The organism is Canibacter oris, from assembly GCF_014197205.1.
In the GTDB taxonomy this organism is placed as follows: Bacteria; Actinomycetota; Actinomycetes; order Actinomycetales; family Microbacteriaceae; genus Canibacter; species Canibacter oris.
Genome location: NZ_JACIFD010000005.1, coordinates 16,966 through 42,497, shown reverse-complemented (window position 1 = coordinate 42,497; position 25,532 = coordinate 16,966). Strand labels below are relative to the sequence as shown.

General features: G+C 55.0%; 21 protein-coding genes and 2 rRNA genes. 19 read left to right on the top strand and 4 right to left on the bottom strand.

Annotation, left to right across the window (positions count from 1 at the left end; genetic code table 11):
* The first annotated feature begins 221 nt into the window (after positions 1-221).
* The 11 genes from F5897_RS03105 (at position 222) to F5897_RS03055 (ending at position 12,121) form a co-directional block, all read left to right on the top strand.
* A 23S ribosomal RNA gene (locus tag F5897_RS03105) occupies positions 222-3,334 on the top strand.
* A gap of 170 nt (positions 3,335-3,504) precedes the next feature.
* Positions 3,505-3,621: ribosomal RNA gene (rrf, locus tag F5897_RS03100) — 5S ribosomal RNA — on the top strand.
* A gap of 165 nt (positions 3,622-3,786) precedes the next feature.
* On the top strand, positions 3,787-6,666 hold the full coding sequence (locus tag F5897_RS03095) for a Na+/H+ antiporter subunit A (RefSeq protein ID WP_183304429.1): 2,880 nt from the start codon (positions 3,787-3,789) through the stop codon (positions 6,664-6,666).
* A complete protein-coding gene (locus tag F5897_RS03090; protein WP_183304428.1) occupies positions 6,663-7,166 on the top strand; it encodes a Na(+)/H(+) antiporter subunit C in 504 nt (167 codons plus the stop codon). Before F5897_RS03095 ends, F5897_RS03090 begins: the two co-directional genes overlap by 4 nt.
* An 11-nt stretch (positions 7,167-7,177) precedes the next feature.
* Positions 7,178-8,755 (top strand): Na+/H+ antiporter subunit D, encoded by a 1,578-nt coding sequence (locus F5897_RS03085; protein WP_124824550.1) that lies wholly within the window; start codon positions 7,178-7,180, stop codon positions 8,753-8,755.
* Complete coding sequence (locus tag F5897_RS03080; protein WP_124823821.1) at positions 8,752-9,297, top strand: Na+/H+ antiporter subunit E; 546 nt, start codon at positions 8,752-8,754, stop codon at positions 9,295-9,297. Before F5897_RS03085 ends, F5897_RS03080 begins: the two co-directional genes overlap by 4 nt.
* The gene (locus F5897_RS03075) at positions 9,284-9,751 is read left to right on the top strand and encodes an MrpF/PhaF family protein (protein ID WP_183304475.1); all 468 of its coding nucleotides are present in this window, start codon (positions 9,284-9,286) and stop codon (positions 9,749-9,751) included. The genes F5897_RS03080 and F5897_RS03075 overlap by 14 nt, the downstream gene beginning before the upstream one ends.
* Complete coding sequence (mnhG, locus tag F5897_RS03070) at positions 9,748-10,179, top strand: monovalent cation/H(+) antiporter subunit G (RefSeq protein WP_183304427.1); 432 nt, start codon at positions 9,748-9,750, stop codon at positions 10,177-10,179. Before F5897_RS03075 ends, mnhG begins: the two co-directional genes overlap by 4 nt.
* Positions 10,180-10,243: 64 nt before the next feature.
* A complete protein-coding gene (locus F5897_RS03065; RefSeq protein ID WP_343048772.1) occupies positions 10,244-10,708 on the top strand; it encodes an FHA domain-containing protein in 465 nt (154 codons plus the stop codon).
* Between the two features lie 3 nt (positions 10,709-10,711).
* Positions 10,712-11,392, top strand: a complete 681-nt coding sequence (gene ftsR / locus F5897_RS03060; RefSeq protein WP_183304426.1) for a transcriptional regulator FtsR — start codon at positions 10,712-10,714, stop codon at positions 11,390-11,392.
* Between the two features lie 207 nt (positions 11,393-11,599).
* Entirely contained in the window at positions 11,600-12,121 is a 522-nt protein-coding gene (locus tag F5897_RS03055) for a MerR family transcriptional regulator (RefSeq protein ID WP_183304469.1), read from the top strand.
* Between the two features lie 170 nt (positions 12,122-12,291).
* Here F5897_RS03055 and F5897_RS03050 read toward each other — a convergent pair whose 3' ends face one another.
* Positions 12,292-13,131: a ParA family protein gene (locus F5897_RS03050; RefSeq protein ID WP_124823825.1), complete on the bottom strand. Its 840-nt coding sequence runs from the start codon at positions 13,129-13,131 to the stop codon at positions 12,292-12,294.
* Positions 13,132-13,228: 97 nt separating this feature from the next.
* On the opposite strand from F5897_RS03050, the gene F5897_RS03045 reads away from it, so the two are divergent.
* The gene (locus F5897_RS03045) at positions 13,229-13,717 is read left to right on the top strand and encodes a peptide deformylase (RefSeq protein ID WP_183304425.1); all 489 of its coding nucleotides are present in this window, start codon (positions 13,229-13,231) and stop codon (positions 13,715-13,717) included.
* Positions 13,718-13,807: 90 nt separating this feature from the next.
* Here the strand turns inward: F5897_RS03045 and F5897_RS03040 are convergent, their stop codons facing one another.
* Positions 13,808-15,601 (bottom strand): AMP-dependent synthetase/ligase, encoded by a 1,794-nt coding sequence (locus F5897_RS03040; protein WP_183304424.1) that lies wholly within the window; start codon positions 15,599-15,601, stop codon positions 13,808-13,810.
* A 113-nt stretch (positions 15,602-15,714) separates the two neighbouring features.
* On the opposite strand from F5897_RS03040, the gene F5897_RS03035 reads away from it, so the two are divergent.
* The 5 genes from F5897_RS03035 to F5897_RS03015 all read left to right on the top strand — a co-directional run bounded on the left by F5897_RS03035 (position 15,715) and on the right by F5897_RS03015 (position 21,055).
* Positions 15,715-16,419 (top strand): lysophospholipid acyltransferase family protein, encoded by a 705-nt coding sequence (locus F5897_RS03035; protein WP_124823828.1) that lies wholly within the window; start codon positions 15,715-15,717, stop codon positions 16,417-16,419.
* A 149-nt stretch (positions 16,420-16,568) separates the two neighbouring features.
* Entirely contained in the window at positions 16,569-17,915 is a 1,347-nt protein-coding gene (locus F5897_RS03030) for a class II 3-deoxy-7-phosphoheptulonate synthase (protein ID WP_183304423.1), read from the top strand.
* A 153-nt stretch (positions 17,916-18,068) separates the two neighbouring features.
* Complete coding sequence (locus tag F5897_RS07995; protein WP_183304422.1) at positions 18,069-18,374, top strand: lactococcin 972 family bacteriocin; 306 nt, start codon at positions 18,069-18,071, stop codon at positions 18,372-18,374.
* 246 nt (positions 18,375-18,620) lie between these two features.
* Positions 18,621-20,378 (top strand): hypothetical protein, encoded by a 1,758-nt coding sequence (locus F5897_RS03020; RefSeq protein WP_183304421.1) that lies wholly within the window; start codon positions 18,621-18,623, stop codon positions 20,376-20,378.
* A 2-nt stretch (positions 20,379-20,380) separates the two neighbouring features.
* Positions 20,381-21,055: an ABC transporter ATP-binding protein gene (locus tag F5897_RS03015; protein ID WP_183304420.1), complete on the top strand. Its 675-nt coding sequence runs from the start codon at positions 20,381-20,383 to the stop codon at positions 21,053-21,055.
* A 20-nt stretch (positions 21,056-21,075) separates the two neighbouring features.
* Here F5897_RS03015 and pknB read toward each other — a convergent pair whose 3' ends face one another.
* Positions 21,076-23,154: a Stk1 family PASTA domain-containing Ser/Thr kinase gene (gene pknB / locus F5897_RS03010; protein ID WP_183304419.1), complete on the bottom strand. Its 2,079-nt coding sequence runs from the start codon at positions 23,152-23,154 to the stop codon at positions 21,076-21,078.
* A 137-nt stretch (positions 23,155-23,291) separates the two neighbouring features.
* Between pknB and F5897_RS03005 the strand changes: the two genes are divergently transcribed.
* On the top strand, positions 23,292-23,621 hold the full coding sequence (locus F5897_RS03005; RefSeq protein ID WP_124823834.1) for an Rv2175c family DNA-binding protein: 330 nt from the start codon (positions 23,292-23,294) through the stop codon (positions 23,619-23,621).
* Between the two features lie 61 nt (positions 23,622-23,682).
* Here F5897_RS03005 and F5897_RS03000 read toward each other — a convergent pair whose 3' ends face one another.
* Positions 23,683-24,783 (bottom strand): polyprenyl synthetase family protein, encoded by a 1,101-nt coding sequence (locus F5897_RS03000; RefSeq protein ID WP_183304418.1) that lies wholly within the window; start codon positions 24,781-24,783, stop codon positions 23,683-23,685.
* A gap of 79 nt (positions 24,784-24,862) precedes the next feature.
* Between F5897_RS03000 and F5897_RS02995 the strand changes: the two genes are divergently transcribed.
* Positions 24,863-25,240: a DUF3040 domain-containing protein gene (locus tag F5897_RS02995; RefSeq protein ID WP_183304417.1), complete on the top strand. Its 378-nt coding sequence runs from the start codon at positions 24,863-24,865 to the stop codon at positions 25,238-25,240.
* Positions 25,241-25,532 lie beyond the last annotated feature (292 nt).

The following is a 25,532-nucleotide window of genomic DNA, read 5'->3' as shown; positions in this document are numbered from 1 at the left end:
TTTTCTTACGCTCCTTTGCTGGGCTGCTGTTTTTGGTGGTTTGGTGTTGGGTGTGTTTGTACGTTGGAAACTACACAGTGGACGCGAGCATCTAGAATGACGCGAGCAATTTTTTTTTGGGCCTTTTTGGGGTTTGAAGGGTTTTGTTTGTGTTGTTTTATTTACTTATGGTCTAGATGAATGAAACAGTTTTTGTTTTGTTTGTTTTGATGTGATTTTGTTTGCAAGTTCTTAAGAGCGAACGGTGGATGCCTTGGCATCTGGAGCCGAAGAAGGACGTAGTAATCTGCGATAAGCCTCGGGGAGTTGATAAACGAGCGTTATATCCGAGGATTTCCGAATGGGGAAACCCAGCAGGCGCCTATATGGTTGCTTGTTACTCCCGCCTGAATATATAGGGCGGGTAGAGGGAACGTGGGGAAGTGAAACATCTCAGTACCCACAGGAAGAGAAAACAACATGTGATTCCGGGAGTAGTGGCGAGCGAAACTGGATGAGGCTAAACCGTGCGTGTGTGATACTCGGTAGGGGTTGCACGTGCGGGGTTGTGGGACATGCTTGATTGTTCTACCGGACTTTCAGCGTATGTTGTGCGTATAGGAGAACACCTTGGAAGGGGTGACCGGAGTGGGTGAGAGTCCCGTATCTGAAATGCGTGCGCAGCGTGGTGTGTATCCCGAGTAGCGCGGGGCCCGTGAAATCCCGTGTGAATCTGCCAGGACCACCTGGTAAGCCTAAATACTACCAGATGACCGATAGCGGACTAGTACCGTGAGGGAAAGGTGAAAAGTACCCCGGGAGGGGAGTGAAATAGTACCTGAAACCGTTTGCTTACAATCCGTCAGAGCCTCCTTGTAGGGGTGATGGCGTGCCTTTTGAAGAATGAGCCTGCGAGTTAGCGGCATGTGGCGAGGTTAACCCGTGTGGGGTAGCCGTAGCGAAAGCGAGTCTGAATAGGGCGATTTGAGTCGCGTGTCCTAGACCCGAAGCGAAGTGATCTAGCCATGGCCAGGCTGAAGCACGTGTAAGAGCGTGTGGAGGGCCGAACCCACTTAGGTTGAAAACTGAGGGGATGAGCTGTGGTTAGGGGTGAAAGGCCAATCAAACTTCGTGATAGCTGGTTCTCTCCGAAATGCATTTAGGTGCAGCGTTATGTGTTTCTTGCCGGAGGTAGAGCTACTGGATGGCCGATGGGCCCTACAAGGTTACTGACGTCAGCTAAACTCCGAATGCCGGTAAGTGAGAGCGTAGCAGTGAGACTGCGGGGGATAATCTTCGTAGTCGAGAGGGAAACAACCCAGATCATCATCTAAGGTCCCAAAGCGTGTGCTAAGTGGAAAAGGATGTGGAGTTGCTTAGACAACCAGGAGGTTGGCTTAGAAGCAGCCACCCTTGAAAGAGTGCGTAATAGCTCACTGGTCAAGTGATTCCGCGCCGATAATGTAACGGGGCTCAAGCACACCACCGAAGATATGGCAATCAACAGTTAGACTAGCATTTTGTGTTCAGTTTGTTGGTTGGGTAGGAGAGCGTCGTGTCACGAGTGAAGCAGCAGAGTGATCTAGTTGTGGATGTGACACGAGTGAGAATGCAGGCATGAGTAGCGAAAGACGGGTGAGAAACCCGTCCTCCGGAAGACCAAGGGTTCCAGGGTCAAGCTAATCTGCCCTGGGTAAGTCGGGACCTAAGGCGAGGCCGACAGGCGTAGTCGATGGACAACGGGTTGATATTCCCGTACCGGCTGGTAACCGTTCAACACAATCCATTAAGTGCTAAGAAAATTTTTCCTGGTTTACTTCCTTTCGGGGTTGTTTACTGGGTGTGTTTTCGAACCCGGTTTTGGTGCGTGAGCGTGAGGTGTGACGCAGGAAGGTAGGTAATCCCGGGCGATGGTTGTCCCGGGCTAAGCATGTAGCCTGTTCCTTATTAATAGTTTGGGACATTGGGTGAGATGTGATGGGGAGCCGTTTTGGTGAAGTTACTGATCCTATGCTGCCGAGAAAAGCATCGGCGTGAGGTTGCTGGTTGCCCGTACCCCAAACCGACTCAGGTGGTCAGGTAGAGAATACTAAGGAGATCGAGATAATCGTGGTGAAGGAACTCGGCAAAATGCCCCCGTAACTTAGGGAGAAGGGGGGCCATCCGCTTATACCCACTTGCTGGGGAAAGGGTGTGGTGGCCGCAGAGACCAGTGGGAAGCGACTGTTTACTAAAAACACAGGTCCGTGCTAACAAGCAATTGGATGTATACGGACTGACGCCTGCCCGGTGCTGGAAGGTTAAGAGGAGAGGTTAACACTTTGGTGTGAAGCTTTGAATTTAAGCCCCAGTAAACGGCGGTGGTAACTATAACCATCCTAAGGTAGCGAAATTCCTTGTCGGGTAAGTTCCGACCTGCACGAATGGCGTAACGACTTCCCAGCTGTCTCCACCGCGAACTCGGCGAAATTGCATTACGAGTAAAGATGCTCGTTACGCGCAGCAGGACGGAAAGACCCCGTGACCTTTACTACAGCTTGGTATTGGTGTTCGGTGTGGCTTGTGTAGGATAGGTGGGAGACTTTGAAGCAGTAACGCCAGTTATTGTGGAGTCGTTGTTGAAATACCACTCTGGTCACTCTGGATATCTAACTACGGACCCTGATCGGGTTCTGGGACAGTGCCTGGTGGGTAGTTTAACTGGGGCGGTTGCCTCCCAAAAAGTAACGGAGGCGCTCAAAGGTTCCCTCAACCTGGTTGGCAATCAGGTGGCGAGTGTAAGTGCACAAGGGAGCTTGACTGTGAGACTGACAGGTCGAGCAGGTACGAAAGTAGGAACTAGTGATCCGGCAGTGGCTTGTGGAAGCGCTGTCGCTCAACGGATAAAAGGTACCTCGGGGATAACAGGCTGATCTTGCCCAAGAGTCCATATCGACGGCATGGTTTGGCACCTCGATGTCGGCTCGTCGCATCCTGGGGCTGGAGTTGGTCCCAAGGGTTGGGCTGTTCGCCCATTAAAGCGGTACGCGAGCTGGGTTTAGAACGTCGTGAGACAGTTCGGTCCCTATCCGCTGCGTGCGTTGGAAATTTGAGAGGATCTGGCCCTAGTACGAGAGGACCGGGTTGGACGGACCTCTGGTGTGCCAGTTGTACCGCCAGGTGCATGGCTGGTTGGCTACGTTCGGGATGGATAACCGCTGAAGGCATCTAAGCGGGAAGCCGGCCTCAAGATGAGATTTCCTTACCAACTTGTTTGGTGTGAGGTCCCCTACAGACTATGGGGTTGATAGGCCAGATGTGGAAGCACAGTAATGTGTGGAGCTGACTGGTACTAATAGACCGAAGACTTGTAAACACCCAACCCTGGCAGGTGATCCTGTTAACGGGTGGGAGATAGAGAGTCATGTAAGTGTAACGATGTTCGCGTCTGCTTTGTGGTTTCGAACGTACAAGTTTGTGCGTGGCCACAACACGGCAACCAGTTCATGTTTCGTGGACCGGCTGGTTGTTGGTGGTTTATAGGTTTGCGGTGGTTATAGCGTCAGGGAAACGCCCGGTCACATTCCGAACCCGGAAGCTAAGGCTGACAGCGCCGATGGTACTGCACTCGGGAGGGTGTGGGAGAGTAGGACACCGCCGCAATAAAAATTAAAAAAGAGGGGGTTGCTCTGTGATGGAGCAGCCCCCTCTTCTTTTTTGTGTGTATACACGCATATACAGGCAACAACAACACAGCACAGAAAACTGCCAGGGCAGTTAGATACTATTGAAAAGCCGGCTTATACAATCGGCACGGAGCGTGTCTGAATGTTAGTAACCTTGCTTTCTTTTGCCCTGTTAAGCGTCGCAGCGGCTGCAGCGTATCCGCTGCTGCGTGGACTCGGTGCAAAAGGCTTTTACGCCCTAGCTGCGGCGCCTGCCGCTAGTTTTTTGTTGTTTTTGTGGCTGCTGCCGCAAACCGCGACGAACAGTGCAGTGCAGTGGGAAGTCCCATGGATTGCGCAATTTAACATAAGCTTTTCTGTATATATCGATTTGTTCTCAAATCTGCTGGCAATGTTGGTGACGCTCGCGGGTGCGCTGATCCTCATGTACTGTGCTAGCTACTTCCGGCAAGACGACGAAAACGTGCCACGCTTCGGGATGATATTCTTGGCATTTGCAACAGCTATGCTGGGGCTTGTCATCTCAGACAACGTGTTCGTGATGTTCCTCTTCTGGGAAGCTACAACCGTGCTGTCATTCCTGCTAATCGGGCACAACGGTAAAAAACGTACCAGCCGTGCAGCCGCGCAGCAAGCAATTATCGTTACCACCCTCGGTGGCTTGGCAATGCTCATCGGTTTGTTGTTGCTCACAACGCACACCGGCGAAGCGAACCTCAGCGCTATTTTGGTTTCCAGTAACTTGCACGGGCCACTTATCAATGTAGCCTGCTATCTCTTGCTTGCCGGCGCGCTCTCCAAATCAGCAATCTTCCCATTCCACTTCTGGCTACCACAAGCAATGGCAGCGCCAACCCCGGTAAGCGCCTATCTGCACGCTGCAGCGATGGTGAAAGCTGGAATCTACCTAATTGCAAAAATGGGGCCAGCCTTTGCAGAGGTACCCGGATATCGCCTGACACTGGTTGCCTTAGGTGCTGTAACGATGCTCATCGCTGCGGTTAAGGCACTTCGGCAATACGATCTCAAACTTATTCTCGCCCACGGTACGGTCAGCCAGTTGGGCATGCTCACTATGCTATACGGTGTCGGGCAGCCAACAACAGACGCCGCAGCAACAGCTCTGCTCTTCGCACACGCTGTTGCAAAGGCGCCGCTGTTTCTGACGGTTGGTATGATTGAGCACCGCGCAGGAACCCGCGACTTACGACTTATTTCAGGGCTTGGCCGGCAGGATCCACCCCTCGCAATCATCGCGACAACAGCAGGCCTGTCAATGCTGGGGATGCTGCCGTTGGTGGGATTCGTTGCGAAAGAAGCCGCTCTTACGGAGCTGCTGCGCTTGCCACAGACGGGGGTCAACCTGGGCGCGCTCGGGGTGCTTATCATCGGTAGTATTCTGACCGCGGCATACACCGCTCGATTCCTGCTCGGAGCGTTTAAAACCAAGCGCGATGAATCCAAATGCGTCGCCACAAACCTCAGCCCACGCACTGCGAGTATGTTATTTGCGCCTAGCATCTTCGCACTGCTCGCTTTAGTCGGTGGCGTATTATCTGCGCAGCTTGATCCGCTTTACCAGATGGCGCGACCGCAGCTGGCAGGCTCTGAACCTGAGCATCTAGCGTTATGGCATGGCTTTACCCCGGCGCTGGGTATCACCGCTGGAATTTTGGCTATGGCCATGCTCACCCTGTGGTTGGCCGGTGTTACCGAGTCGCGTATCCGTGAGCTGGACGAACGTTACACTTTCAGCACCTTCTACAGCAATGCGATGCGAGCGCTGAACTTCGTCGCTGTGCAAGTTACTTCGGTGACTCAGCGTGGCTCTCTGCCTTACTACCTCTCCCTGATTTTCCTAGTCGTGATAAGTGGCGTGGGTGGGATGCTACTGTGGCAGCAAGCTCCGCTCGGAGAAGTCGCCTGGGGCACCCCGCTGCAGCTGATTATCGCAATCGTTTTGATTGTTTCCGCAATCGCTACGATTTTCGCCGCAAAACGTTTTCAAGCGGTTATTTTGGTGGGCTTCACTGGGTTTGCGATGGCGACACTATACGGTCTGCACGGCGCACCAGATCTGGCCCTCACTCAGATGCTGGTTGAAGCAATCACGCTCATCGCTTTCGTGCTGGTAATCCGGCGTCTGCCGCAGCACCTGGCACGGCGAAGCACAACCGCAACTCGGATCCGGAATCTTCTCATCGGCACAGCGATGGCCCTCGTCATCGGAGTCGTCACGGTGGTTGCAATGGGAGCACGGATCGCTAATCCAGTATCCCTAGCGTTCCCAGAAATGGCAGTCACCGGGGGCCACGGCTACAACGTTGTGAACGTCACCTTGGTCGACATTCGGGGCTGGGACACCTTCGGCGAGCTGTCTGTCGTGGTGGTCGCCGCCACCGGCATCGCTTCTCTAGTTTTCCTCTCTGCACGCGGCGACAACTTGCCGAAACTGCGGCGGAAAGAAGCGAAACAGGACGTACTAAGGCATCTGCGGCGGTTAGCTGATCCAAACGACCCCGCAACGCGCAACTACTGGATGATCGCTGGCCGCGATCTCAGCCCCGAGCGGCGCTCCATAATTTTCGAGGTCGTGGTGCGGTTGATGTTTCACGCGATGCTCGTGCTGTCACTTTACATGCTACTAGCTGGACATAACAGCCCCGGCGGTGGTTTCGCGGGTGGGCTTATCGCTGGGATGGCGCTAGTGTCCCGTTACCTCGTGGGAGGCCGCACCGAGCTAGGAGCAACAGTGCCGTTTGACGCCGGTAAAATTGTGGGAGCAGGCATGGCACTCGCCGCAATTACCGCGATTCTGCCGCTGTTCTTTAACGCTCCGGTGCTGTTCTCTAGCTGGGTTGACCTGGAGCTCGGCTTTTTCGGAGAGTTGCCGCTTGTCACCTCCACGCTTTTCGATGTTGGCGTCTACCTGGTGGTATTCGGTTTGGTGCTTGATGTGCTGCGGAGCCTAGGCTCACAAATCGATGTGCACAGTGAAGAAGAAAGGCAGGTGGCAGTATGATTGTCAGCATCGCCCTGCTAATTGCAATGGTCGTGATGTACGCTATTGGATTCGCTTTGATGCTGGATCGCGGCCTGACCAGGATCCTGCTCGGTTTTCTGCTTGTTGGCAACGCAACGAACCTGCTGCTGTTTCTCGTAAGTGGGTCATTCGGAGCGGCTCCTCTCGCGGGTAATGACGTTGCGCCCGAGGAGATGAGCGATCCACTGCCGCAAGCATTTATTCTCACCGCGATTGTGATTACCTTTGCGGTTAGCGCCTTTATGCTCGCGCTTATTTATCGGTCATTTAGGCACACTGACGCCCAAGACGACAACGTTAGTGATGACGCAGAAGACATCCTGCTGGCACAGGCAGAAGGGCTCACCGCTACCCAAGAAGAAGTTACAGATGCTGACTTCTACGCGGAGGTTAGTGACTTTGATTCTGACGGTGACGGTGTCGACGACCGAGTTGCGGCGCGACGCGCAGCACAGGCAGAGCAAGGGGGGCAGTATTGAGCGAGCAGCTGATGCAGAGTATTGTGCCATTGCTGGTGATAGTGCCGCTGCTTGGTGCGGCCCTCGCCCTGACTGTAGCCGGCAAGCGGCGATTGCAGGGATATATCACTTTTGGTGCGCTGATTGCGGTGGCGGTAATAGGTGCCATCACCATGGTGTACGTTGCTGCCCACGGTCCAATCGCGGTGGCTGTCGGCGGTTGGGAAGCGCCTTATGGAATCGTGCTATTGGCAGACAGTCTTTCCGCGTTGCTGGTCACAGTTTCGGCGTTGGTATTGCTCGCAGTGCTGGTATTCAGTGTCGGCCAGGGTCTTGCAGACGGCGACCAGGAAGCACCGGTCTCAATCTTCTACCCGTCATATTTGGTACTCGGAGCCGGTGTTTTTGACGCCTTCGTCGCCAATGACCTGTTTAACCTTTACGTTGCCTTCGAGATCTTGCTGGTAGCGAGCTATGTGCTACTCACCATGGGGGGTACGGAGCAGCGGATCCGCGCTGGTGTCACCTATATCGTGGTGTCGCTGGTCTCATCTGTGCTGTTTCTTACAGCGATCGGGACGATTTACGCGGCAACCGGCACCGTCAGTATGGCGCAGCTCGCCGGCAGGATTGCGGAGCTGGATCCACGCGTCCAACTCGTGCTAAACCTATTGTTGCTGATTGCGTTTGGCATCAAAGCCGCGATTTTCCCGCTGTCGTTCTGGCTCCCAGACTCTTACCCCACAGCTCCCGCGCCGGTCACTGCGGTTTTTGCGGGGTTGCTGACCAAAGTTGGTATTTACGCTATTTTGCGCACCCAAACCCTAGTTTTCGTCAGCAGCGACATTAACAGTGTGCTAATGGTGATTGCGGGTCTTACCCTGATAATCGGTATTCTCGGCGCAATTTCCCAGCGGGACATTAAACGTATTCTCTCTTTCACTCTGGTGAGTCACATTGGTTACCTGTTGTTTGGCGTAGCAATCAATACTGAGCTAGGCTTCACCGCAACGGTTTACTACATAGTGCACCACATTGTTGTGCAGACAGCTATGTTCTTGGTAGTGGGGATGATTGAGCGCTTCGGTGGCACCACCAGCCTCGACAAACTCGGCGGCTTGTTGCGTAGCCGACCGCTGCTCGCAGTGCTTGCCTTCATCACGATGCTGAACCTCGGGGGTATTCCGCCGTTCTCTGGATTCCTCGGAAAAATCGGGCTATTCACTGCCGCGCTGCACGAGGGGCAACCACTGCACTACGCAGTGGTTGGTATCGGAACGCTCACCTCGCTGCTCACCCTGTACGTGCTGGTGCGGGTATGGAGCATCGCGTTCTGGCGTCCGAAAGCTGCTATCAACAGTAAAACAGCAGCGACAAAAATTCTTGACAACCTGGTGGCTGCACCAAACGTGGCGCCGCAGCAGGCCTCGCGGGAAATACCTCGTTTGATGATGGGAGCCACAATCGGCATGGTCGCGGTAAGCGTGCTGCTGACGATTTTTGCGGGTCCGCTGGTGCGTTACGCGACGGGGGCGGGGGCGGCGCTCGTTGATCCAACCCAACAAATATCCTGGTATCAGGAACCAACAAAATCGCAGGAGGCGCCATGAGTAAACAGCTGAAAGGAACACTGCGGCTGTACGAGTTGCCGCTGCTGATCTGGCTGGTAGCACTGTGGATGATGCTGTGGCAGGAGATTTCACCGCTGAGTTTTCTGAGTGGACTGCTGGTGGCATTCGCGGTAACCCGAATATTCTTTTTGCCTCCGGTGGAGCTAGCTGGGCGATTTAATCCCCTTGCGGCGTTAAAGTACCTGCTGTTCTTCTTGTTTGAGCTAATGCTTGGTTCGCTGCAGGTTGCATGGCTTGCGATTAACCCGTGGAAGAAGGCGCAGCCGGCGGTTGTTGCGGTGCAGCTGCACACTCACTCAGACTTTATTTTGACCATGACAAGTCTGACGCTGTCGCTAATTCCGGGGTCGCTAATCGCCGATATCGACCGCTTCGGTTCGGTGATTTATGTGCACGCTTTGCACGCACCAACTGCGAAAGAGCAGCAGGCGCTGCGCCGGGACGCGCTGCGTATTGAACGGCTGTTGGTGGCGGCAATCGGCACCAGGGCAGAACTGGAGGAGTGTCTTGGCGATAAGTGAAATCTTAATTCTGTGGGGTGGTGGAGGGCTGCTGGCAGCTGCCGCTTTTCTTGCCCTGTTGCGTGCGCTGCTGGGGCCTACCGTGCTTGACCGGATGATCGCGTCTGATGTGCTGCTAACCACTATTGTGCTGGTTTTGGGCTTAGAAATGGTGATTAATAAACACACCAATTCCGTTCCGGTAATGATTGGGGTCTCAGCTACTGCAGCTTTGGCAACGATTACCGTGGCACGGTATGTGCGCCGCAAAGCTGATGGGCAAAACGATAAATTACAGCAGATGGCGAACAACATTGCCGGGATGATTGATATGCAGGGAGCTCGGACAGAGTCTGCTGACAAACCTGCCGCTGCGGACGGCTCCGGAGACGCGAATTTTGCGGGTGGTCTTGGCTCTGCGGCAAGCGGAGCCGCTGGTGCCGTGGATGCGGCTGGCCGAAAGGAGCAGGTATGAATTGGGACTTGCTAATCGAGATTGCGGTCGTGTGCTGCGTCCTGGGTGCTGCACTGCTCTCGCTGTCGGCTGGAGTGGGGTTGCTGCGGTTCCGCGATCCACTTGCCCGTTTGCACGCCGCAACCAAGCCACAAATTTTCGGACTGCTGCTGATTATTGCCGCGGTTGCGTTAGAGCAGCGCACACTGATGACTCTGTTCGCGCTTTTGCCGGTGTTTATTTTGCAATCATTGACCGCGCCGGTGTCAGCCCATATGGCGGGTCGGGCAGCTTACCGTGCTGGACAAATCGATCGCGCAGGTCTGGCATTGGATGAGCTTGACGCGGTGATTCAGAGCGCCAACAGGGAAGTTGTTGACCCGTATCGAACAGAGCTTTCTGCAGAAGAGAGCGCTTCGTTGCCGCGCGGCGCGCAGCCGAGAAATTAAATGTGCGTTTCCAGCTAAACTGCGGTAGCGTAGACAACAGAAGTTTTTGTGAAAGAGGTGGCAAGTGAGCGATAATCACGCATCTGGTGCAGAACAGAACACCGAGGTTCGCGCAACAGAGCAGTTTCAGGCTGATCTGAGCGCGATGATTCGCGCGCACGCAACCGATTTGACAATTGCAGAGGCCGAAGCGGTTGCAGCATTGCCATCTGGGGCTGCTCTGCTGGTGGTGCGCCGAGGCCCAAGCGAGGGCGCGCGATTCTTGCTTGACACTGATTTGGCTGTGGCGGGGCGGCACCCCGCTGTAGATATTTTCCTTGACGACGTGACAGTGTCGCGGCGCCATGCGGAGTTCCGGCGTGAGGGCACAAAGTTTACTGTTGTGGATCTCGGGTCTCTAAACGGCACTTACTGCAACAATGAGCGCATCGAGGCGGTAGCAGAGTTGTCTGATGGCGCGGAGGTACAGATCGGGAAATACCGATTCACTTTCTTCGCCTCGAGATTTGATTTGCCTGAGGTGGTGTAAGCGATGGCGGCAGCAGTAAAAAAGTTACAGCCGGCCGCGCGATACAGCATCGGTCAGGTATTGGAGCAGCTTAGCGGTGAATTTCAGGATCTCACGCCGTCAAAGCTGCGGTTCTTGGAAGATCAGGGGCTGATTACTCCTGAGAGAACCAGCAGTGGCTACCGCAAGTTTAAACAGGAGCATGTGGAGCGGCTGCGGTTGATTCTCACCCTGCAGCGTGATCACTATCTGCCGCTGAAAAAAATCTCTGAGGTGCTAGAAGAGGTTGATGCCGGTAAAGACCCGGTTATTCCTGGAACTGCGCAACGCAGTTTTTCAAGTATATTAACGCCGAGGCAGGTTTTGACTCGTGACGAGTTACTGCGCGCCACCGGGATTAAACCGGGGCTGCTAGCTGCTGCGATTAGTGTGGGGCTGTTGCCGAGCGCAGAAGTTTTCCCTGCGGACGCGGCACTGCAAGTGACGGCGCTGGCTAAGTTGGCACAGCGCGGACTAACTCCACGACATTTGCGTGGTGTGCGTCTGGCTGCCGAAAAAGAAGCCGAGTTGATTCAGCAGACGGTTATCGCGGTTACCGGTAAACAGCAAGCCCCAGAGAACTACGAAGAAGCACTAGTGATGGCGGAATTGCTGGAAGCGGTTCGTGCCGGGGTAGTGCGGCAGCGACTACAGCGAGGAAATTAAACTGCCGGGAGGCGAGTGTGCAATGAGGTCGTTTCGTTAGCGTTTTGTGATAAGGGAAATCGCCAAAGCGCCGTGTTGAGTAGCGACTATGGTGCTCCAGGGTGCAAGATAGTAAACAGCAAACCTTAAAGTTAAGGTTTAAGTTTAGATTTAGAAGGGGTTGCGGTGGTAGATAAAACTACTGGTGTGGGCTCAGAAAAAGACAATATGCTGTTTTCAGACGGTTTGCCGCAGCCTAACCGTGACGGTGGTTTCACTGGAAAGATTGCCGCTAACGCCGCAGGCATTACCTATCGGCAGCTAGATTACTGGGCTCGGACCGGGCTGGTGGAACCAACGGTGCGTTCGGCTGCTGGTTCCGGATCGCAGCGACTCTATGGGTTCCGCGACATTTTGGTGCTGAAGCTTATTAAGCGCCTCATTGATGTGGGTATCAGCCTGCAGCAGATTCGCACCGCGGTTGAGCAGCTGCACGAAGCCGGAGTTAATGATTTAGCACAGACTACTCTTATGAGCGATGGTGCCGGTGTGTATCTGTGTTCCTCGAACGATGAGGTTATTGACCTTTTGAACAAAGGCCAAGGTGTGTTCGGCATCGCCGTTGGTAAGGTGCTGCATGAGGTGGAAAGCACCCTTGTTGACTTTGAAGAGCATCGCACCGCAGCTGCGGTAGCTCCGGCTCCAATCGATGAGATTGCGGCGCATAAGCGCGCTCGACGTGCAAGCTAACGGGGCAGCAGCTGTATTTCCTAACAATGTTAGTTGTGCAGGCTGCTTTGTGTCAGGTAGCGCGATTGTAGCCGGGAAAGAGAGGCGGGGGTGTTTATCAACCTATATGGTGATAAACACCCCCGCCTCTCTAAACTGTGTCAAATTGCGCAGTTAATTGCGGTTTTAGTCTATTCGTTGTCGAGGGTTTCCACCAGCCACTCTTCTGGCACAGCAGGCGCCGGCGCGATTTCAATCTCAAGTGCTTTCGCGGCTTGATCGAGCAGCGCATCAAACTTCGCCGCGGTGCGCTGGGAGGCTTCACCCGGCCACATATGCACCGGCTTTGCAGAGCCCTGAGCCTGCTGAATCGAAGTGCGCTCTGCAAGGATCGGATCAAGCACCAGTTCTCCAAACAGCTCCCGCATCTCCCGAATCCGGAACTGATGCTCGGAAGACTGTGGGCGCGAACGGTTAATCACAATACCGAGTGGGCTGAGGCGCTCGCTCACCGCCGCGCGCAGTTCATCAATTGCGCGGAGGGCGCGATCCGCCGCAGCAACAGCGAAAAGCCCAGGTTCGGTGACAATCAGCACCCGGTCACTGGCAGCCCACGCGGTGCGAGTGAGGGCATTTAACGATGGTGGGCAGTCAATCAGCACCAGGTCATAGTCTTTTTCGATGTGAGCGAGAGCTTCTTCGAGCTTCCAAATCTCACGAATCGAAGGGTGCGGGCCATCAAAGTTAATCGCTGAAGGGCTGCCGAGCAGCAAATCAATCTTTCCCTCGTGGTGATTAACCCAGCCGCTCTGGCAAATTGCATCAGTGACGCGCTTCGGATCACCTAAGACATCTGCGATGTTGGCTTTACCGTTAGGATCAACATCTAAACCGGTTGAAGCGTCTGACTGCGGGTCTAAATCAACAACTAGGGTGCGTAGCCCGCGCGAGAAAGCTGCCGATGCTAAACCGAGCGTCACAGTGGTTTTGCCGACGCCGCCTTTTAGAGAACTGATGCTTAGTACCTTCACACATATAATTTTAGCGGGTTGCGGTGGCAATGCTGAAAAAATTGGTGTGATTTATCAGTAAGCTGGCTGAAGAAACAATTAAGCGGAGGTGAGCAGCATGACAGTGCGACAGATTAGGTTATTTGGGGATCCGGTGTTGCGCACCGTATGCGAAACGATTACCGAAATTACGCCGGGCGTTGCGGCGCACGTCAAAGACCTGCTTGACACGGTTGCTTTTGAGGGCCGCGCGGGACTCGCCTCAACGCAAATTGGCAACACGCTGCGGGCGTTTAGCCTGCACATCGACGGCGAGGTGAGCTACGTCTTAAACCCGCAGCTGGAGGTTTTTGGCGAGCCTGAGCTGGTTGGTGAGGGGTGCCTCTCAGTGCCTGAGTTGTGGTTTCAAGTGCCGCGCTATCCACGCGCGAGGGTTACTGGAATCAACCTCGCGGGTGAACCAGTGGTGCTCGACGGCACGGGTTTGCTGGCGCAGGCGCTGCAGCACGAGTGTGACCATCTGGAAGGCAAACTGTATTTGCAACGGTTGGATCCTGGCAGCCGTAAATCCGCGATGCGACAAATCCGCGAGTCCGGCTGGTTTTAACCTACTGTTAGGATGCCTGGTGCACAGCAAAAAGGCTGGGTGGTTAAACAGTATCGATTTAGCCACCCAGCCTTGAGCAAAACAGCGGTTTTAGTCGCCGTAAATTTCGCCAATCTCCGCGCTGAAATCTTTCAAAATGTTTGCGCGTTTGATGCTCATTTTCGGAGTCAGATGCCCCGCAGCCTCGGTAAACTCCACCGGCAGAATCGTGAATTTGCGGATCGACTCGGCACGGGACACGAAAGCGTTAGCCTCATCAACAGAACGCTGCACCTCGGCGATGACCTTCGGGTTTTTAGCTGCTTCGGCGAGTGACATATTCGGATCTTCGCCGTTGTTCTGCAGCCAGGTCGGCAACATTTCCGGGTCGAGAGTAATCAGCGCTGCAATAAACGGTCGCTTTTCGCCGACCACAACCGGGTAGCCGATAATGGTGTTTGCCCGGATTGGGTCTTCCAAAACGGCAGGTGCCACATTCTTACCGCCTGCGGTGATAATGATTTCCTTTTTACGGCCGGTGATGCGGATGTAGCCGTCGCTGTCTAGCTCGCCTAGGTCGCCAGTGTGGAAATAGCCGTCAGGGGTGAAGACCTCTTTGGTGAGCTCCTCATTCTTCCAGTAGCCCTTGAAGACACCCACGCCTTTCACCAAAATTTCGCCTTCTTCGCTGATGCGCACGCTGGTGCCCGGCAACACCGGACCCACAGTTCCAACCTTGAACTTCTGCGGCATATTTACGCTGAGCGGCGCAGTAGTTTCGGTAAGGCCGTAGCCCTCAAGAATCTTAATGCCGAGCGCGCGGTAGAAGTGGCCGAGGTAGGTGCTCAGCGGCGCGGAGCCGGAAACTGCGTAGTTTACGCGGCCACCAAGGCGAGAGCGCAGCTTTGAGAACACCAGCTTGTCGAAAAGTTTGAAGCGCAGCATCAGAGGCAGCGGCACCTTGCCTTTGTCGAGAGCCTTAGAGTATTGCACTGCGGTTTTGGCTGCGGCACGGAAAATCTTGCCTTTGCCGTCGCCCTCTGCCTTCTGCTCGGCACCGTTGTAAACCTTCTCGAAAACTCGCGGCACGGCGAGCAGGAAGGTGGGGCGGAAAGACTCAAAAGCCGGCAGCAGGTTGCTTGGCTCTGCATGACCGACGCGTACTCCGCCGTAGACGCACAGCACCGAAATAAAGCGGGCAAAAACGTGCGCCAGTGGAATGAACAAAATGGTGCCAGCCTCCGGCTGCGAGAAAATCTCGGTGAGGCTGACAAAGGTGTTGCGAGACAGCTCCACGAAATTGGAGTGGGTCAGGAAGCAGCCCTTTGGGCGTCCGAACGACCCGGAGGTGTAAATCAGGGTGGCGAGATCCTCACCAGTAGCCTGCTGGCGGCGCTGCATCACAGTATCATCGCTGATCTCCGCGCCAGCGGCTTTGAGAGTGTCAAGTGCGCCCGCGTCAATCCGCCAGTGTTTGGTGATCAGCGGCAGGGTGTCATGCACCTCTGCAAACCGGGCAAAATGCTCAGAGTGCTCGCACAGGAAGGCTGTGGCGCCCGCGTCTTCGAGGATCCACTGCACCTGCAAAGCCGAGCTGGTCTCGTAGATTGGCACCATTACCGCGCCGGCGTACCACAGAGCAAAGTCGACGAGAGTCCACTCGTAGCGGGTGCGGGACATGAAGCCCACCCGGTCGCCCGGCTCAATACCCTGCGCGATGAAACCCTTCGCGAGAGCGATAACCTCGGCACGGAACTCTGCAACCGTCAGATTACGCCATCCGTCACCGGCAGGAACCGCAAAAATCGCCAAATCTGGGGTGAGGCTAAAACGCTCCTCAAGCAGATCGGTGACGTTGTAATCTGGTTTTGCAGCCACCACTGGCGGGACGCTTGTCTGTTTCATAGTCTGTAGCTCCTACGGTACGCTGACATGTGTTCTCTGAAACACTTTATCGGGTTAAACGTATAATAGCTGAATATTTGCGGTAATGTTAAGCAAGTCGGAAGGAAGCTGAGTTGCTGTACTGGATTCTCAAACACATCGTGCTGGGGCCGCTCTTAAAAACCATCTATCGGCCGTGGGTTGAGGGCGCTGAGAATATCCCTGCGCAGGGGCCGGTAATTATTGTGGGCAACCACCTCTCTGTGATTGACTCTTTCTTCCTGCCGCTGATGATTGACCGGCGCGTCTACTTCCTCGCAAAAAGCGACTACTTCACTGGCAAAGGCCTAAAGGGCGCGTTTGTGCGTAACTTTATGCTCGGCGTGGGGCAGCTGCCGATTGACCGTTCTGGGGGTAAAGCCAGCGAGGCGTCGCTGCTGGCGGGACTGAAGGTTTTGGGCGAGGGCAAAGTGCTCGGCATTTACCCTGAAGGCACCCGTAGCCCAGACGGCAAACTGTATCGTGGCCGCACCGGTATTGCACGCTTGATTCTGGAGTCAGGCGCGGTTGTGGTGCCGGCTATTATGGTTGATACCAATAAAGCTAATCCGATTGGAACGCGGATCCCGCGGCTGCACCGTATCGGCACCATTATCGGCGAGCCGCTCGATTTTTCGCGGTTCCGGGAAATGGCTGCGGATCGTTTTGTGTTGCGCAGCATCACCGACGAGATCATGTTTGAGATTCAAAAAATCAGTCAGCAGCAGTACGTGGATAATTACGCGTCAACGGTGAAAGCACGGTTGGAAAAAGAGGCGAAGCAGGAGCAGCGCGCGTAGCTGGTAAAAGCCTGAACTGCGGTTAGGTTGTGCCCAAATTACGGTTTGGTTGCGACTCAAGTGTGGCCGGAATAACCCGTGTTTTTACAGGGTCGATTGGGTAAAATAGACGGTTAGAGTGATAACCCCGACCCAGAAGGCTAAAGAACATGGCTGAACAGCAGAATCTGTACGCTGAGCTCGACAAATACCAGGAGCTGGAAGCGAAACAGCAGCCAAACTGGCCTGATGCTGTGGTGCTTGGCAAGGTGCGCGGTGAGCTCGCGGCGCAGCCACCGCTGGTGTTTGCGGGTGAGGCAGACAAATTTAAAGAAAAACTTGCTGCCGTGGCGCGTGGCGAAGCTTTCCTGCTGCAGGGCGGTGATTGCGCAGAAACCTTCGCCGGGGCCACCGCAGATAAGATTCGAGACCGGGTAAAAACCGTGCTGCAGATGGCACTGGTGCTGACCTACGGCGCTTCCACCCCAGTCGTGAAAATGGGGCGGATGGCCGGGCAGTTCGCGAAGCCACGCTCCAGCGATGTAGAAACCCGCGACGGGCAGACCCTGCCTGCCTACCGCGGCGATCTCGTAAACGGTTACGACTTCACCGCCGCTACGCGGGCGGCTGATCCGCACCGCCTAATGCAAGGCTACAACGTGTCCACCGCAACCCTGAACCTAATTCGGGCATTCACCCAGGGTGGTTTTGCTGACCTGCGCAAGGTACATGAGTGGAACAAGGGCTTCGCTGAGAACCCAGCAAACGAGCGGTACCGGGCGCTGACTCGCGAAATCGATCGGGCGGTGGAGTTTATGCTCGCTTGCGGCGCTGACTTTTCGGCGATGAGCCGCACTGATTTCTTTGTCGGCCACGAGGCGCTGCTGCTAGACTACGAGCGGCCGCTGACCCGCATCGACAGTCGCACCGGCAAACTGTATGATACTTCGGCACACTTTTTGTGGATCGGCGAGCGCACCCGCGATATCAACGGGGCTCACGTACATTACCTGTCACAGGTTGCTAACCCGATTGGGGTAAAGCTTGGGCCGACAACTACCGTGGCCGACACCCTGGCACTGATTGAGAAACTCGACCCGGAGCGGGAACCAGGCCGTTTGACGCTGATCACCCGGATGGGGGCGAATAAGATCCGCGAGGTGCTGCCGCCACTGCTGGAGGGTGTAAAAGCCGCTGGCATTAGCCCGGTATGGGTTACTGACCCGATGCACGGCAACGGGATCACCAGCTCCACTGGCTATAAGACCCGCCGTTTTGAAGACGTGATGGACGAGGTTAAAGGTTTCTTCGAAGCGCATCGCGCGGCTGGCACTGTGCCGGGCGGTATTCACGTCGAGCTTACCGGTGACGATGTCACCGAGTGCCTCGGCGGGGCAGCGCAGATTGACGAAGCGGCGCTCGCAACGCGTTACGAGTCACTGTGCGATCCACGCCTGAACCACATGCAGTCACTGGAGCTTGCCTTCCAGGTGGCCGAGGAGCTGCGCCAGCGGTAGGTGGGAATGCTTATATATTTTCGGATAAACGCCCTGGCTGCAGCGGAAGCTAATATTACGAAAATATAAATTTTTATTTTCCTTATTGACATGATGTTAGGGGGGGGTATTTTCTAAGTTACCCGATAAACATGATATTCAGAGGAGAATATTATGAACAAGAAAATGATTCCAACCGTATTGGTCAGCGTTGGTTTGGTCTTCGCGGGTGCTGCTGCGGCGAATGCAGTAGTAACTTACCCAGCCGAGGGCGGAACATGGGATTACGGAGTTGATTCTTCAACGATTTGGTCTAATTATTATCATTCAACGCGCAGCCATGGGTCTAGTGTTCGGAATTGTCACGGCAGCCTAACGCGAAGCCCGAATGTTGGCCCAGGACATTGGTCACACGCTACGCGATATGATGGCTGCACTGGTTGGTTTAAAACTGACCAAGCATATTACCGAGTCTATTGATTCACGGAAGGTCTATAGATGTTCCGAAGTGGCAAATTTCAGCTAGTGCTTTGGGTGTTCACAGCATTTAGCTTGTTTGTTGCTCTGCAGACGGGGTATTTTGGGTCCACTAGTTTGGCTCAAAATACCCCGTTTGGTGCTGTCGGTAGCGTGACTGTCATCGACACGGCCAGCGGTGAAAACAGTTATGGAGAAGTAACTGCACTAGCGACCAAACATAATTTAGTTGGGGCGAAAAAGAATTTTGTGCGGCAAGCAGACTACACCGAGGTAGAGGTTGTATTTGCTCCAGGGCAAGCTGCGAGCGCACAAGAGTATCAAGACTACAAATACGGCGATAATTTATTCACAATAAAGCAGAGCGAGGAAGCTTTGCGGGACATCGGAATTTGGGTTTTCTATGGGGAAAAAGCAAACTATCAAGATTTTCTTGCTGAGCTGCGGCAGCAAAACTTTTCTATAGAAGCATTACCGCAGCTGAACCTCGTAACAGCGCTGTGGCAAAACCCTAAGTTTGCGGTTCCGCCGCTGGTGTCGTTGCTGGGAGTTATGCTCTGCGCAACGGTTGTTTACAGCAAACAAATGCAGGTTGTGTCCTGCAGAGAGATTCTTGGCGTTAATAAAATTAAAAGCATTGCAAAAGATGTGGGCGGCAATGCGTTTGCGGCACTCGTGTTGGCATGTTTAGCAACCGGTGCCTATGTGCTAGTAAACGTCATTTGCAATGGCTATGACAGGAGCGCCTACGTTTGGAAACAGTATCTGGATTTGAGTTTATTCAGCCTAGTTTTTTATCTGCTGATTGTTGCCACGATGATTGTCTCGCAAATGATTGTGTGGTCTAGCAGATACAGCCTAGTAGAAAGATTAAAAGACCGTCGGCCATATCGAGCCTTGCGTAACATCGCACTTGTGACGTTTGTGTTTGCAGGCATACTAGCGACTCACACCAGCCTCGTTACGGCGCAGCACATTGCTGCGCAGAGTACTATCTTGCGGGCTCAAAAAATTTGGGACGGCAAACAAAACATCAACTCTCTATTTGTGCCTTATCTGAACGAAACGCAGCTTACCGAGCAGCTTCAAAACATTAAAAATCTGGTGGTGAACGCAACAAAATACGACATCGGGGTGCTTTATTCGCAACCAGATGCAGAATGCGAGCAGATCGTTCCTGGGCTAAATTGTATTTGGGTCGCGGGGGAGTATGCGCAGCTAGCGAGTCAGCCGCACCTTGCCACCACGACAAGTGGTGAAGTGAAGGTGTATGTGCCGCAAATGTTCGCATCGCACAGTGCGCAAATCCACGACTATGTTAGCCGCAGGCTACAGTTTGAGGCTGAATTTATAGCGCTGGAAGGTAGCGCGACAGTGGCCCCACCAACAATCACGCTATCTCCCCAAGAAACCGGTGAAGTGCCTATTTTTCACACCACACTGGTCGGAGCATACAGCTTTGAAAACCCAGTGATCGTGGCTGCGGATACGAACTATTTCTCGGGTGATAGCCTACTTTCGGCAGTTACCACCGGCAACCTTTTATTTATCGGCGACGCAGAGAAACTGCAGCAGGCGATAAACGAGTCAGGGCTGCAAGAGATGGAGCTGCGAGTCACTTCGCCGCAAGTGGAAGCCCAGGGCGCGGCTTTAGCAACCGAACAGGAAATCACGAGGGGATATCAGCAGATGGTGATGCTGACATTGGTATCAATCCTGGCGGTGGTGTGTTACAGCGTTTGCTATGTTTTGCAGAACCGGAAAATAATCACCCTGCGTCACCTCCTGGGGTATCGCACAGTGGAAAATTTGGCGGTGCTCTTTGGAGTGCTGGCGGTGGCTGCAGCGTTCGTGATAGTTGCGGCAAAAACTTTGGCGGGTGGATCCACACCCCATGAATATCTGTTACTGACAGGAATGTTCGCCGGATTTGCGGGAATTGGTGCTTTCGCCGCAGTCGCATATGAAAAAGCAACGCGGCAAATAGTTTACGATTTGAGGAAATGATGATGATCAAGATAAATGAGTTTGTGGTGCCGGCAACCGCTGCAGTGGAGGTTATAAACGCCACAAAAAATTTCGGTGGTTTACACCTGTGGCGAGATTTGAATTTTGTTGCTGAGCCTGGGCAATTAACCGCGCTGCGCGGAGCGTCGGGCTCTGGCAAAACCACTCTGCTTAACTGCATCGGAATGCTGGATGAAATCGATGCAGGTGAGATTTTGTGGGGGCAGATTAGGTTGCACGACCTTAATCAGCGGCAGAAACAGGGACTGTACCGGCACAATATTGCGTTTATTTTGCAGCAGCTCGGACTGATCGCGCAGTGGACGGTGCGAGAAAATCTGACGCTGGTGCCGGGTGTGAAAAAACTCAGTCGGGCTCGGCGAGCGGAATCGATACAGCAGATTTTGGAGCTGGTGGAACTCTCAGACAAAATAGATGAGCCGTTGTATCGCCTCTCTGGCGGCCAACAGCAGCGTATTGCATTTGCCAGGGCTATGTTGCAGCAACCACAGATGCTGTTGGTGGATGAACCCACCGCGTCACTAGACGCAGAAAACGCTGCAAAAATTGTTGCCTTACTGCGCGCTGCCGCGCAAGCTGGTGCTATCGTGATTGCGGCAACACATGATACCGATTTTCTGGAGGCGGCTGACCAGGTGGTGCAGGTCGCTGCCTGAAGCGGGCTCTTGGCGGTGGGTTAGAGTTCGAAGCCGAGCTTCACGGTGGAGCCTTTGGGCACCTGTTCACCTGCGGCAGGGGACATGCTATTGACCCGCACCGCGTTACGCAGCACTCCGGGCACCCCGGTTTCTGCCACGAGCCCCAGCTCTTCAAGCTGCGCGATGGCTTCATTCATGCGCAAACCCTCTAGATTAGGCAGGGTGACCAACTCCGGCCCTTGTGACACCACCAAACCGACCGCGTCACCCACCTGCAGGGTTTCGCTCTGCTGCTGCAAGCGAATCACTTTGCCAACGGGTACAGTGTCGCTGTGCTCTTCCGCGTTGAGTGCGGTGTCAAGACGCAACCCCGCAGCGCTTAAAGCGCTCGCAACATCAGCGGCGTTCAACCCGGAAACCTCGGGCAGCGGCCCGGCAGAAACGATCAGGTTGATGGCCGCACGCTCAGCATAGGTTTCGCCGAGCACATTGTGATCGGTGTCGAGAGCAGCCAAAACTGTGCCGCGCTCGGCCGCATCAAAGCGTTCCGCTACAATCTTGCCGAAGCTGAAGCCGGCAGTGGCGATGCGGGTTTTAGCGGTCTCAGTGTCAGCTCCGACAAGCTCCGGGACTGGCAGCTGTGCTGGCCCGATTGAAAGGCACAGCTGCACTGTGGTGCCGTGCTCGACCCTGGTCGCGGCAGTAGGCTTAAACTCCACCACCGCGCCCACCGGAATATCCGGGCTGGTGCAGTCACGCTGCTCCGGGTGCGGCTCAAGCCCGGCTTCGCTGAGTGTCAGCTGCGCCTGTTCCAGGCTCATGCCGGTGAGATCTGGAACTGCAACCTGCGCGCCCGGGCCCTGCGTAAACCACCAGGCTCCGCCCGTCACCAGAAGGGTTAAAACTGTGATGAGTGCGGCCGCGATAAGCCCTCGCTTGTGACGCTTCGTGGCGGCATACTGGGCTCTATCCAGTGCGTTTTCAGAAAGATTAGTTTCTGTCGCGGCTGCGTGCGGCGTAGCTGCGGCTGCGGCACCGCTGCCGCCTGCGAAACCAGCTCCGGCAACGCCTCCGGCACCGCTAAAACCCGCGGCAGCTGCTGGGCCGGAAGCGCCGAGCGTGCCCGCGCCGGCAACACCGGCCCCGGCCGCCGTCGTGGTTGCGAGGTGAGTGGTTGCGGCGGCGTGATCCACCCCGCGCAAAACGGTGGTGCTAGGAAGCTTCGTGGTCGCCGCGCCCGCGCCCGGAGCCATCACTTTGGTAGCAGCATCGAGGCCGCCGTCTAGCAGCTGGTGGAGGCGGGCGAGCACGACAGCAGCGTCTTTTGGGCGCTTTTCGGGGTCGCGGAGAGTTGTCCACCGGACCAGTTCGTCAAGCTCCGGTGTTGCTTCCCGGGAAATATCTGACGGCCGCGGCACATCTTTTTGGGTGTGCATAATCGCCACCTGGTAAGGCTGCTCTGCACGGAATGGCTGCGTGCCGGTCAGCATCTCGTATAGCATCACGCCGAAAGCATAGATGTCGCTGCGGGCATCAGCAACCGCGCCGCGCGTGACCAGTTCCGGAGCGACATAAGCAACCGTGCCCATCAAGCCCTGGCTGGTGGTGGTGTGGTTGTCAGCCGTGCGCGCCAGCCCAAAATCACCGATTTTGATGCGGCCGTCGTCAGCCAAGAAAACATTTTCGGGTTTCAAATCACGGTGAATATAGCCGGCGCGGTGCGCCGCCGCCAGCCCCTTCAAAACCGCCTCGCTGATTTCTATAGCCTGCGCCGCGGTGAGCCGCTTTTGTTGTTTCAATACGTCGCGTAACGTCTCGCCTTGGATATATTCCATTACCAGGTAGGGGACGCCGAGCTCTTCGCCCTGGTCAAACACGTTGACCACGTTTTGATCGTTAAGCCCCGCCGCAGCCTTTGCTTCCTGGCCAAACCGGCGCACAAAATTTTCGTCATCAACCAGGTGCGGGTGCATTGCTTTTACCGCAACTTTGCGGCCTAAACGCAGATCATCCGCGAGATACACCATGCCCATACCGCCGCGGGCGATGCGCGCGCGGACTCGGTAGCGCCCGTCTAAAGTGCGCCCCAGAAAAAGGTCTCTGCCTGGTGAGTTCACTCTATAGAGTTTAGTGCTTCTTCGCTGAAATCGCCCTGGCGCAGCAGCGAAAATTTGCGAAAGAGTTATTTTAAATTTTATGGGGTGGATCAGTCCGCACCTTGGTTTTTGCCAGCCACATCTGGCAGCATATAACTATGGAAACTGCTGCAACTTACACTGTGCCGGAGCTCGTGGAAATTTTGGGGTTAACCCCGGGTAAAGTGCGTCGTCTCCTAGAGGAACGAGTACTGTTGGCGACACGGGTTGCCGGAGTGCTGCGGGTGCCGCAGGTGTTTTTGCAGGACGGCGAGCCGGTTGTGGGTCTTAAGGGCACCGCGATTGTGCTGCTGGATGCGGGGCTGAGTGAGGAGGAAGCTGTCGGCTGGCTGCTCGCCGAAAATGAACAGCTTGGTGATACCCCGATCGCGCTGCTGCGTAAGAACCACAAGGCCCCGGTGCGGGCGGCTGCGGCGCTGCTCGCGTAGCGCTGGGCTTGTTCCCGCGCGGCTTTACTGGGCGTGCTGCGCGGTAGCTGCGCAGGCGGTTTTAGGCTTCGCGGTAGGCCATCTTTTCGGCCAGAGCAATTAGTTGCTCAACTGCGCCACCTGCAATCTCGGTGTTGCGGGCGTGCTTAGTGGCGAGCGAGATGTTTTTGTTAATCATCTCTTCTACTTTTTGTGGTGCTTTGGTCTCAACGATGGTGCGCCGCAAAATCTCCAACTGCTCCGGGTCAAGTTCGCCTGATCCGAAAATATCGTCAAAAACTCCACGCACGGAGCCGCTCAGCTGTTCTCGCGCGAGCGTCACCAATACGGTGCGCTTGCCCTCTGCTAAGTCTCCGCCGGCGGGTTTTCCGGTAACTTTGCTGTCACCGAAAACCCCCATCAAATCATCGCGCAGCTGGAAGGCGACACCCACCGGGATGCCGTAGTTAGACAGCGCTTTTTCAACTTCGGGTGTTGCCTCGGCGAGCGCTGCTCCAATCAACAGTGGCTCTTCGACACTGTATTTCGCCGATTTGTACAGCAGCACTCGGGTAGCGCGTTCAAGCTGTTCGGTGGTCTCCGCAAAAGTCGGATACTGTTCTTCAAGTACGTCGAAATACTGGCCGAAAGCAACCTCGGTACGCATTCTGTCAAAATGGGCTCGCACGCGGCGTCCGGCTGCCGGAGTGGAGTAGTTTACCGCCTCCTGCAGCAGCGAATCCGCCCAGGTTTGTAGCAAATCTCCCAGCAGAATCGCGCTGGCGATACCGAAGTGGTTGGCATCCGTGCCCCACTCGCGCTCGCGATGCAAGTTCGCGAAGCTGATGTGTGCGGCAGGGCGACCACGGCGGGTCTCGGAGCGGTCAATTACATCATCGTGGATTAGCGCAGCCGCGTGAAATAATTCAAGCGCAGCGGCCGCGGTCACGACGCGCCCGGCGTCGTCGCTTAGCGGAGCATCGAAGCTCAGCGAGCGAGTGGCTTGAAAGCCGAGCGCCACCGCCTGGGCGCGGAATCTTTTGCCGCCTCGCAGAAAGTCTCGGGTTGCAGCTAGTAGGTGGTCGCAGTCAGGGCCCAGCGGGGCCAAACGCTCGGTTTGGGCATCGAGAAAATCGTCAATGCGCTGTTGCACAAGGTCGGCGAGACTCAAAGAAAGCTGCATACTGATATTTTAGCCAGCATTTGTTTAGCTAGGTCAGGAATAATAGATTTTAGGCGTAGCACTTGAAAGTAGGAACAAAATGGCACTGTCAGATGAAGAACGGCGGCTGCTTGCAGAGATGGAGCGTAACTTTTACGCGAGTGAGGCAGACTTAGTTAATACTTCCGCTCCGGTCAGGCGTCTGAGTAAACGCAATATCGTGCTGGGCGTAGTGGCCTGTGTGCTAGGTGTTGCTCTGCTTTTGGCGGGTGTGGTGACTCAATTTGCAGTGTTGGGTGTGGTTGGCTTTGTGGTGATGGTTGCGGCTTTGGTTTACGCAACCACTCCGGTGATACAAGAGGCAGCTGCTGCTGTCAGCGGCGGTACCCCACACCCCGCCGGCACAGCTCGTGCGAAGCAAACGCTGACTGAGAAACTGGAACAGCGATGGCAGGAACGGCAGGACGGCACGCGGTAGCGCACAAGCACTGGAAGTTACGGCGGGGATTCACGAGAGTGGATCCCCGCTTTTTTGTTTGTTTTGCGGCGGGGTTTTGCGCGTAGTTATAGTGTTGCGATCGTGGCTGCGGCGGCGCGGTGGTGCGGTGGTGCGATGGGAGGTGGCGCCGTACAGCAAAGTGCTTTGTGCAACGTGGCTGCGGTGGTGGATTACCCCGCCCCCTCCCGAAAAACCAATTTTAGGAGAAAATCTGTAATTTTCCTCCACCTAGATTTTCCGCTTAAATCAAGGAAAGTTTAGCGATTCTGTA

Bases quoted from the DNA above. Each gene is read 5' to 3' on its own strand.
- F5897_RS03095 (WP_183304429.1), top strand. From the start codon at position 3,787: ATGTTAGTAACCTTGCTTTCTTTTGCCCTGTTAAGCGTCGCAGCGGCT.
- F5897_RS03090 (WP_183304428.1), top strand. From the start codon at position 6,663: ATGATTGTCAGCATCGCCCTGCTAATTGCAATGGTCGTGATGTACGCT.
- F5897_RS03085 (WP_124824550.1), top strand. From the start codon at position 7,178: ATGCAGAGTATTGTGCCATTGCTGGTGATAGTGCCGCTGCTTGGTGCG.
- F5897_RS03080 (WP_124823821.1), top strand. From the start codon at position 8,752: ATGAGTAAACAGCTGAAAGGAACACTGCGGCTGTACGAGTTGCCGCTG.
- mnhG (WP_183304427.1), top strand. From the start codon at position 9,748: ATGAATTGGGACTTGCTAATCGAGATTGCGGTCGTGTGCTGCGTCCTG.
- ftsR (WP_183304426.1), top strand. From the start codon at position 10,712: ATGGCGGCAGCAGTAAAAAAGTTACAGCCGGCCGCGCGATACAGCATC.
- F5897_RS03055 (WP_183304469.1), top strand. From the start codon at position 11,600: ATGCTGTTTTCAGACGGTTTGCCGCAGCCTAACCGTGACGGTGGTTTC.
- F5897_RS03045 (WP_183304425.1), top strand. From the start codon at position 13,229: ATGACAGTGCGACAGATTAGGTTATTTGGGGATCCGGTGTTGCGCACC.
- F5897_RS03040 (WP_183304424.1), bottom strand. From the start codon at position 15,601: ATGAAACAGACAAGCGTCCCGCCAGTGGTGGCTGCAAAACCAGATTAC.
- F5897_RS03030 (WP_183304423.1), top strand. From the start codon at position 16,569: ATGGCTGAACAGCAGAATCTGTACGCTGAGCTCGACAAATACCAGGAG.
- F5897_RS07995 (WP_183304422.1), top strand. From the start codon at position 18,069: ATGAACAAGAAAATGATTCCAACCGTATTGGTCAGCGTTGGTTTGGTC.
- F5897_RS03015 (WP_183304420.1), top strand. From the start codon at position 20,381: ATGATCAAGATAAATGAGTTTGTGGTGCCGGCAACCGCTGCAGTGGAG.
- F5897_RS03005 (WP_124823834.1), top strand. From the start codon at position 23,292: ATGGAAACTGCTGCAACTTACACTGTGCCGGAGCTCGTGGAAATTTTG.
- F5897_RS03000 (WP_183304418.1), bottom strand. From the start codon at position 24,783: ATGCAGCTTTCTTTGAGTCTCGCCGACCTTGTGCAACAGCGCATTGAC.
- F5897_RS02995 (WP_183304417.1), top strand. From the start codon at position 24,863: ATGGCACTGTCAGATGAAGAACGGCGGCTGCTTGCAGAGATGGAGCGT.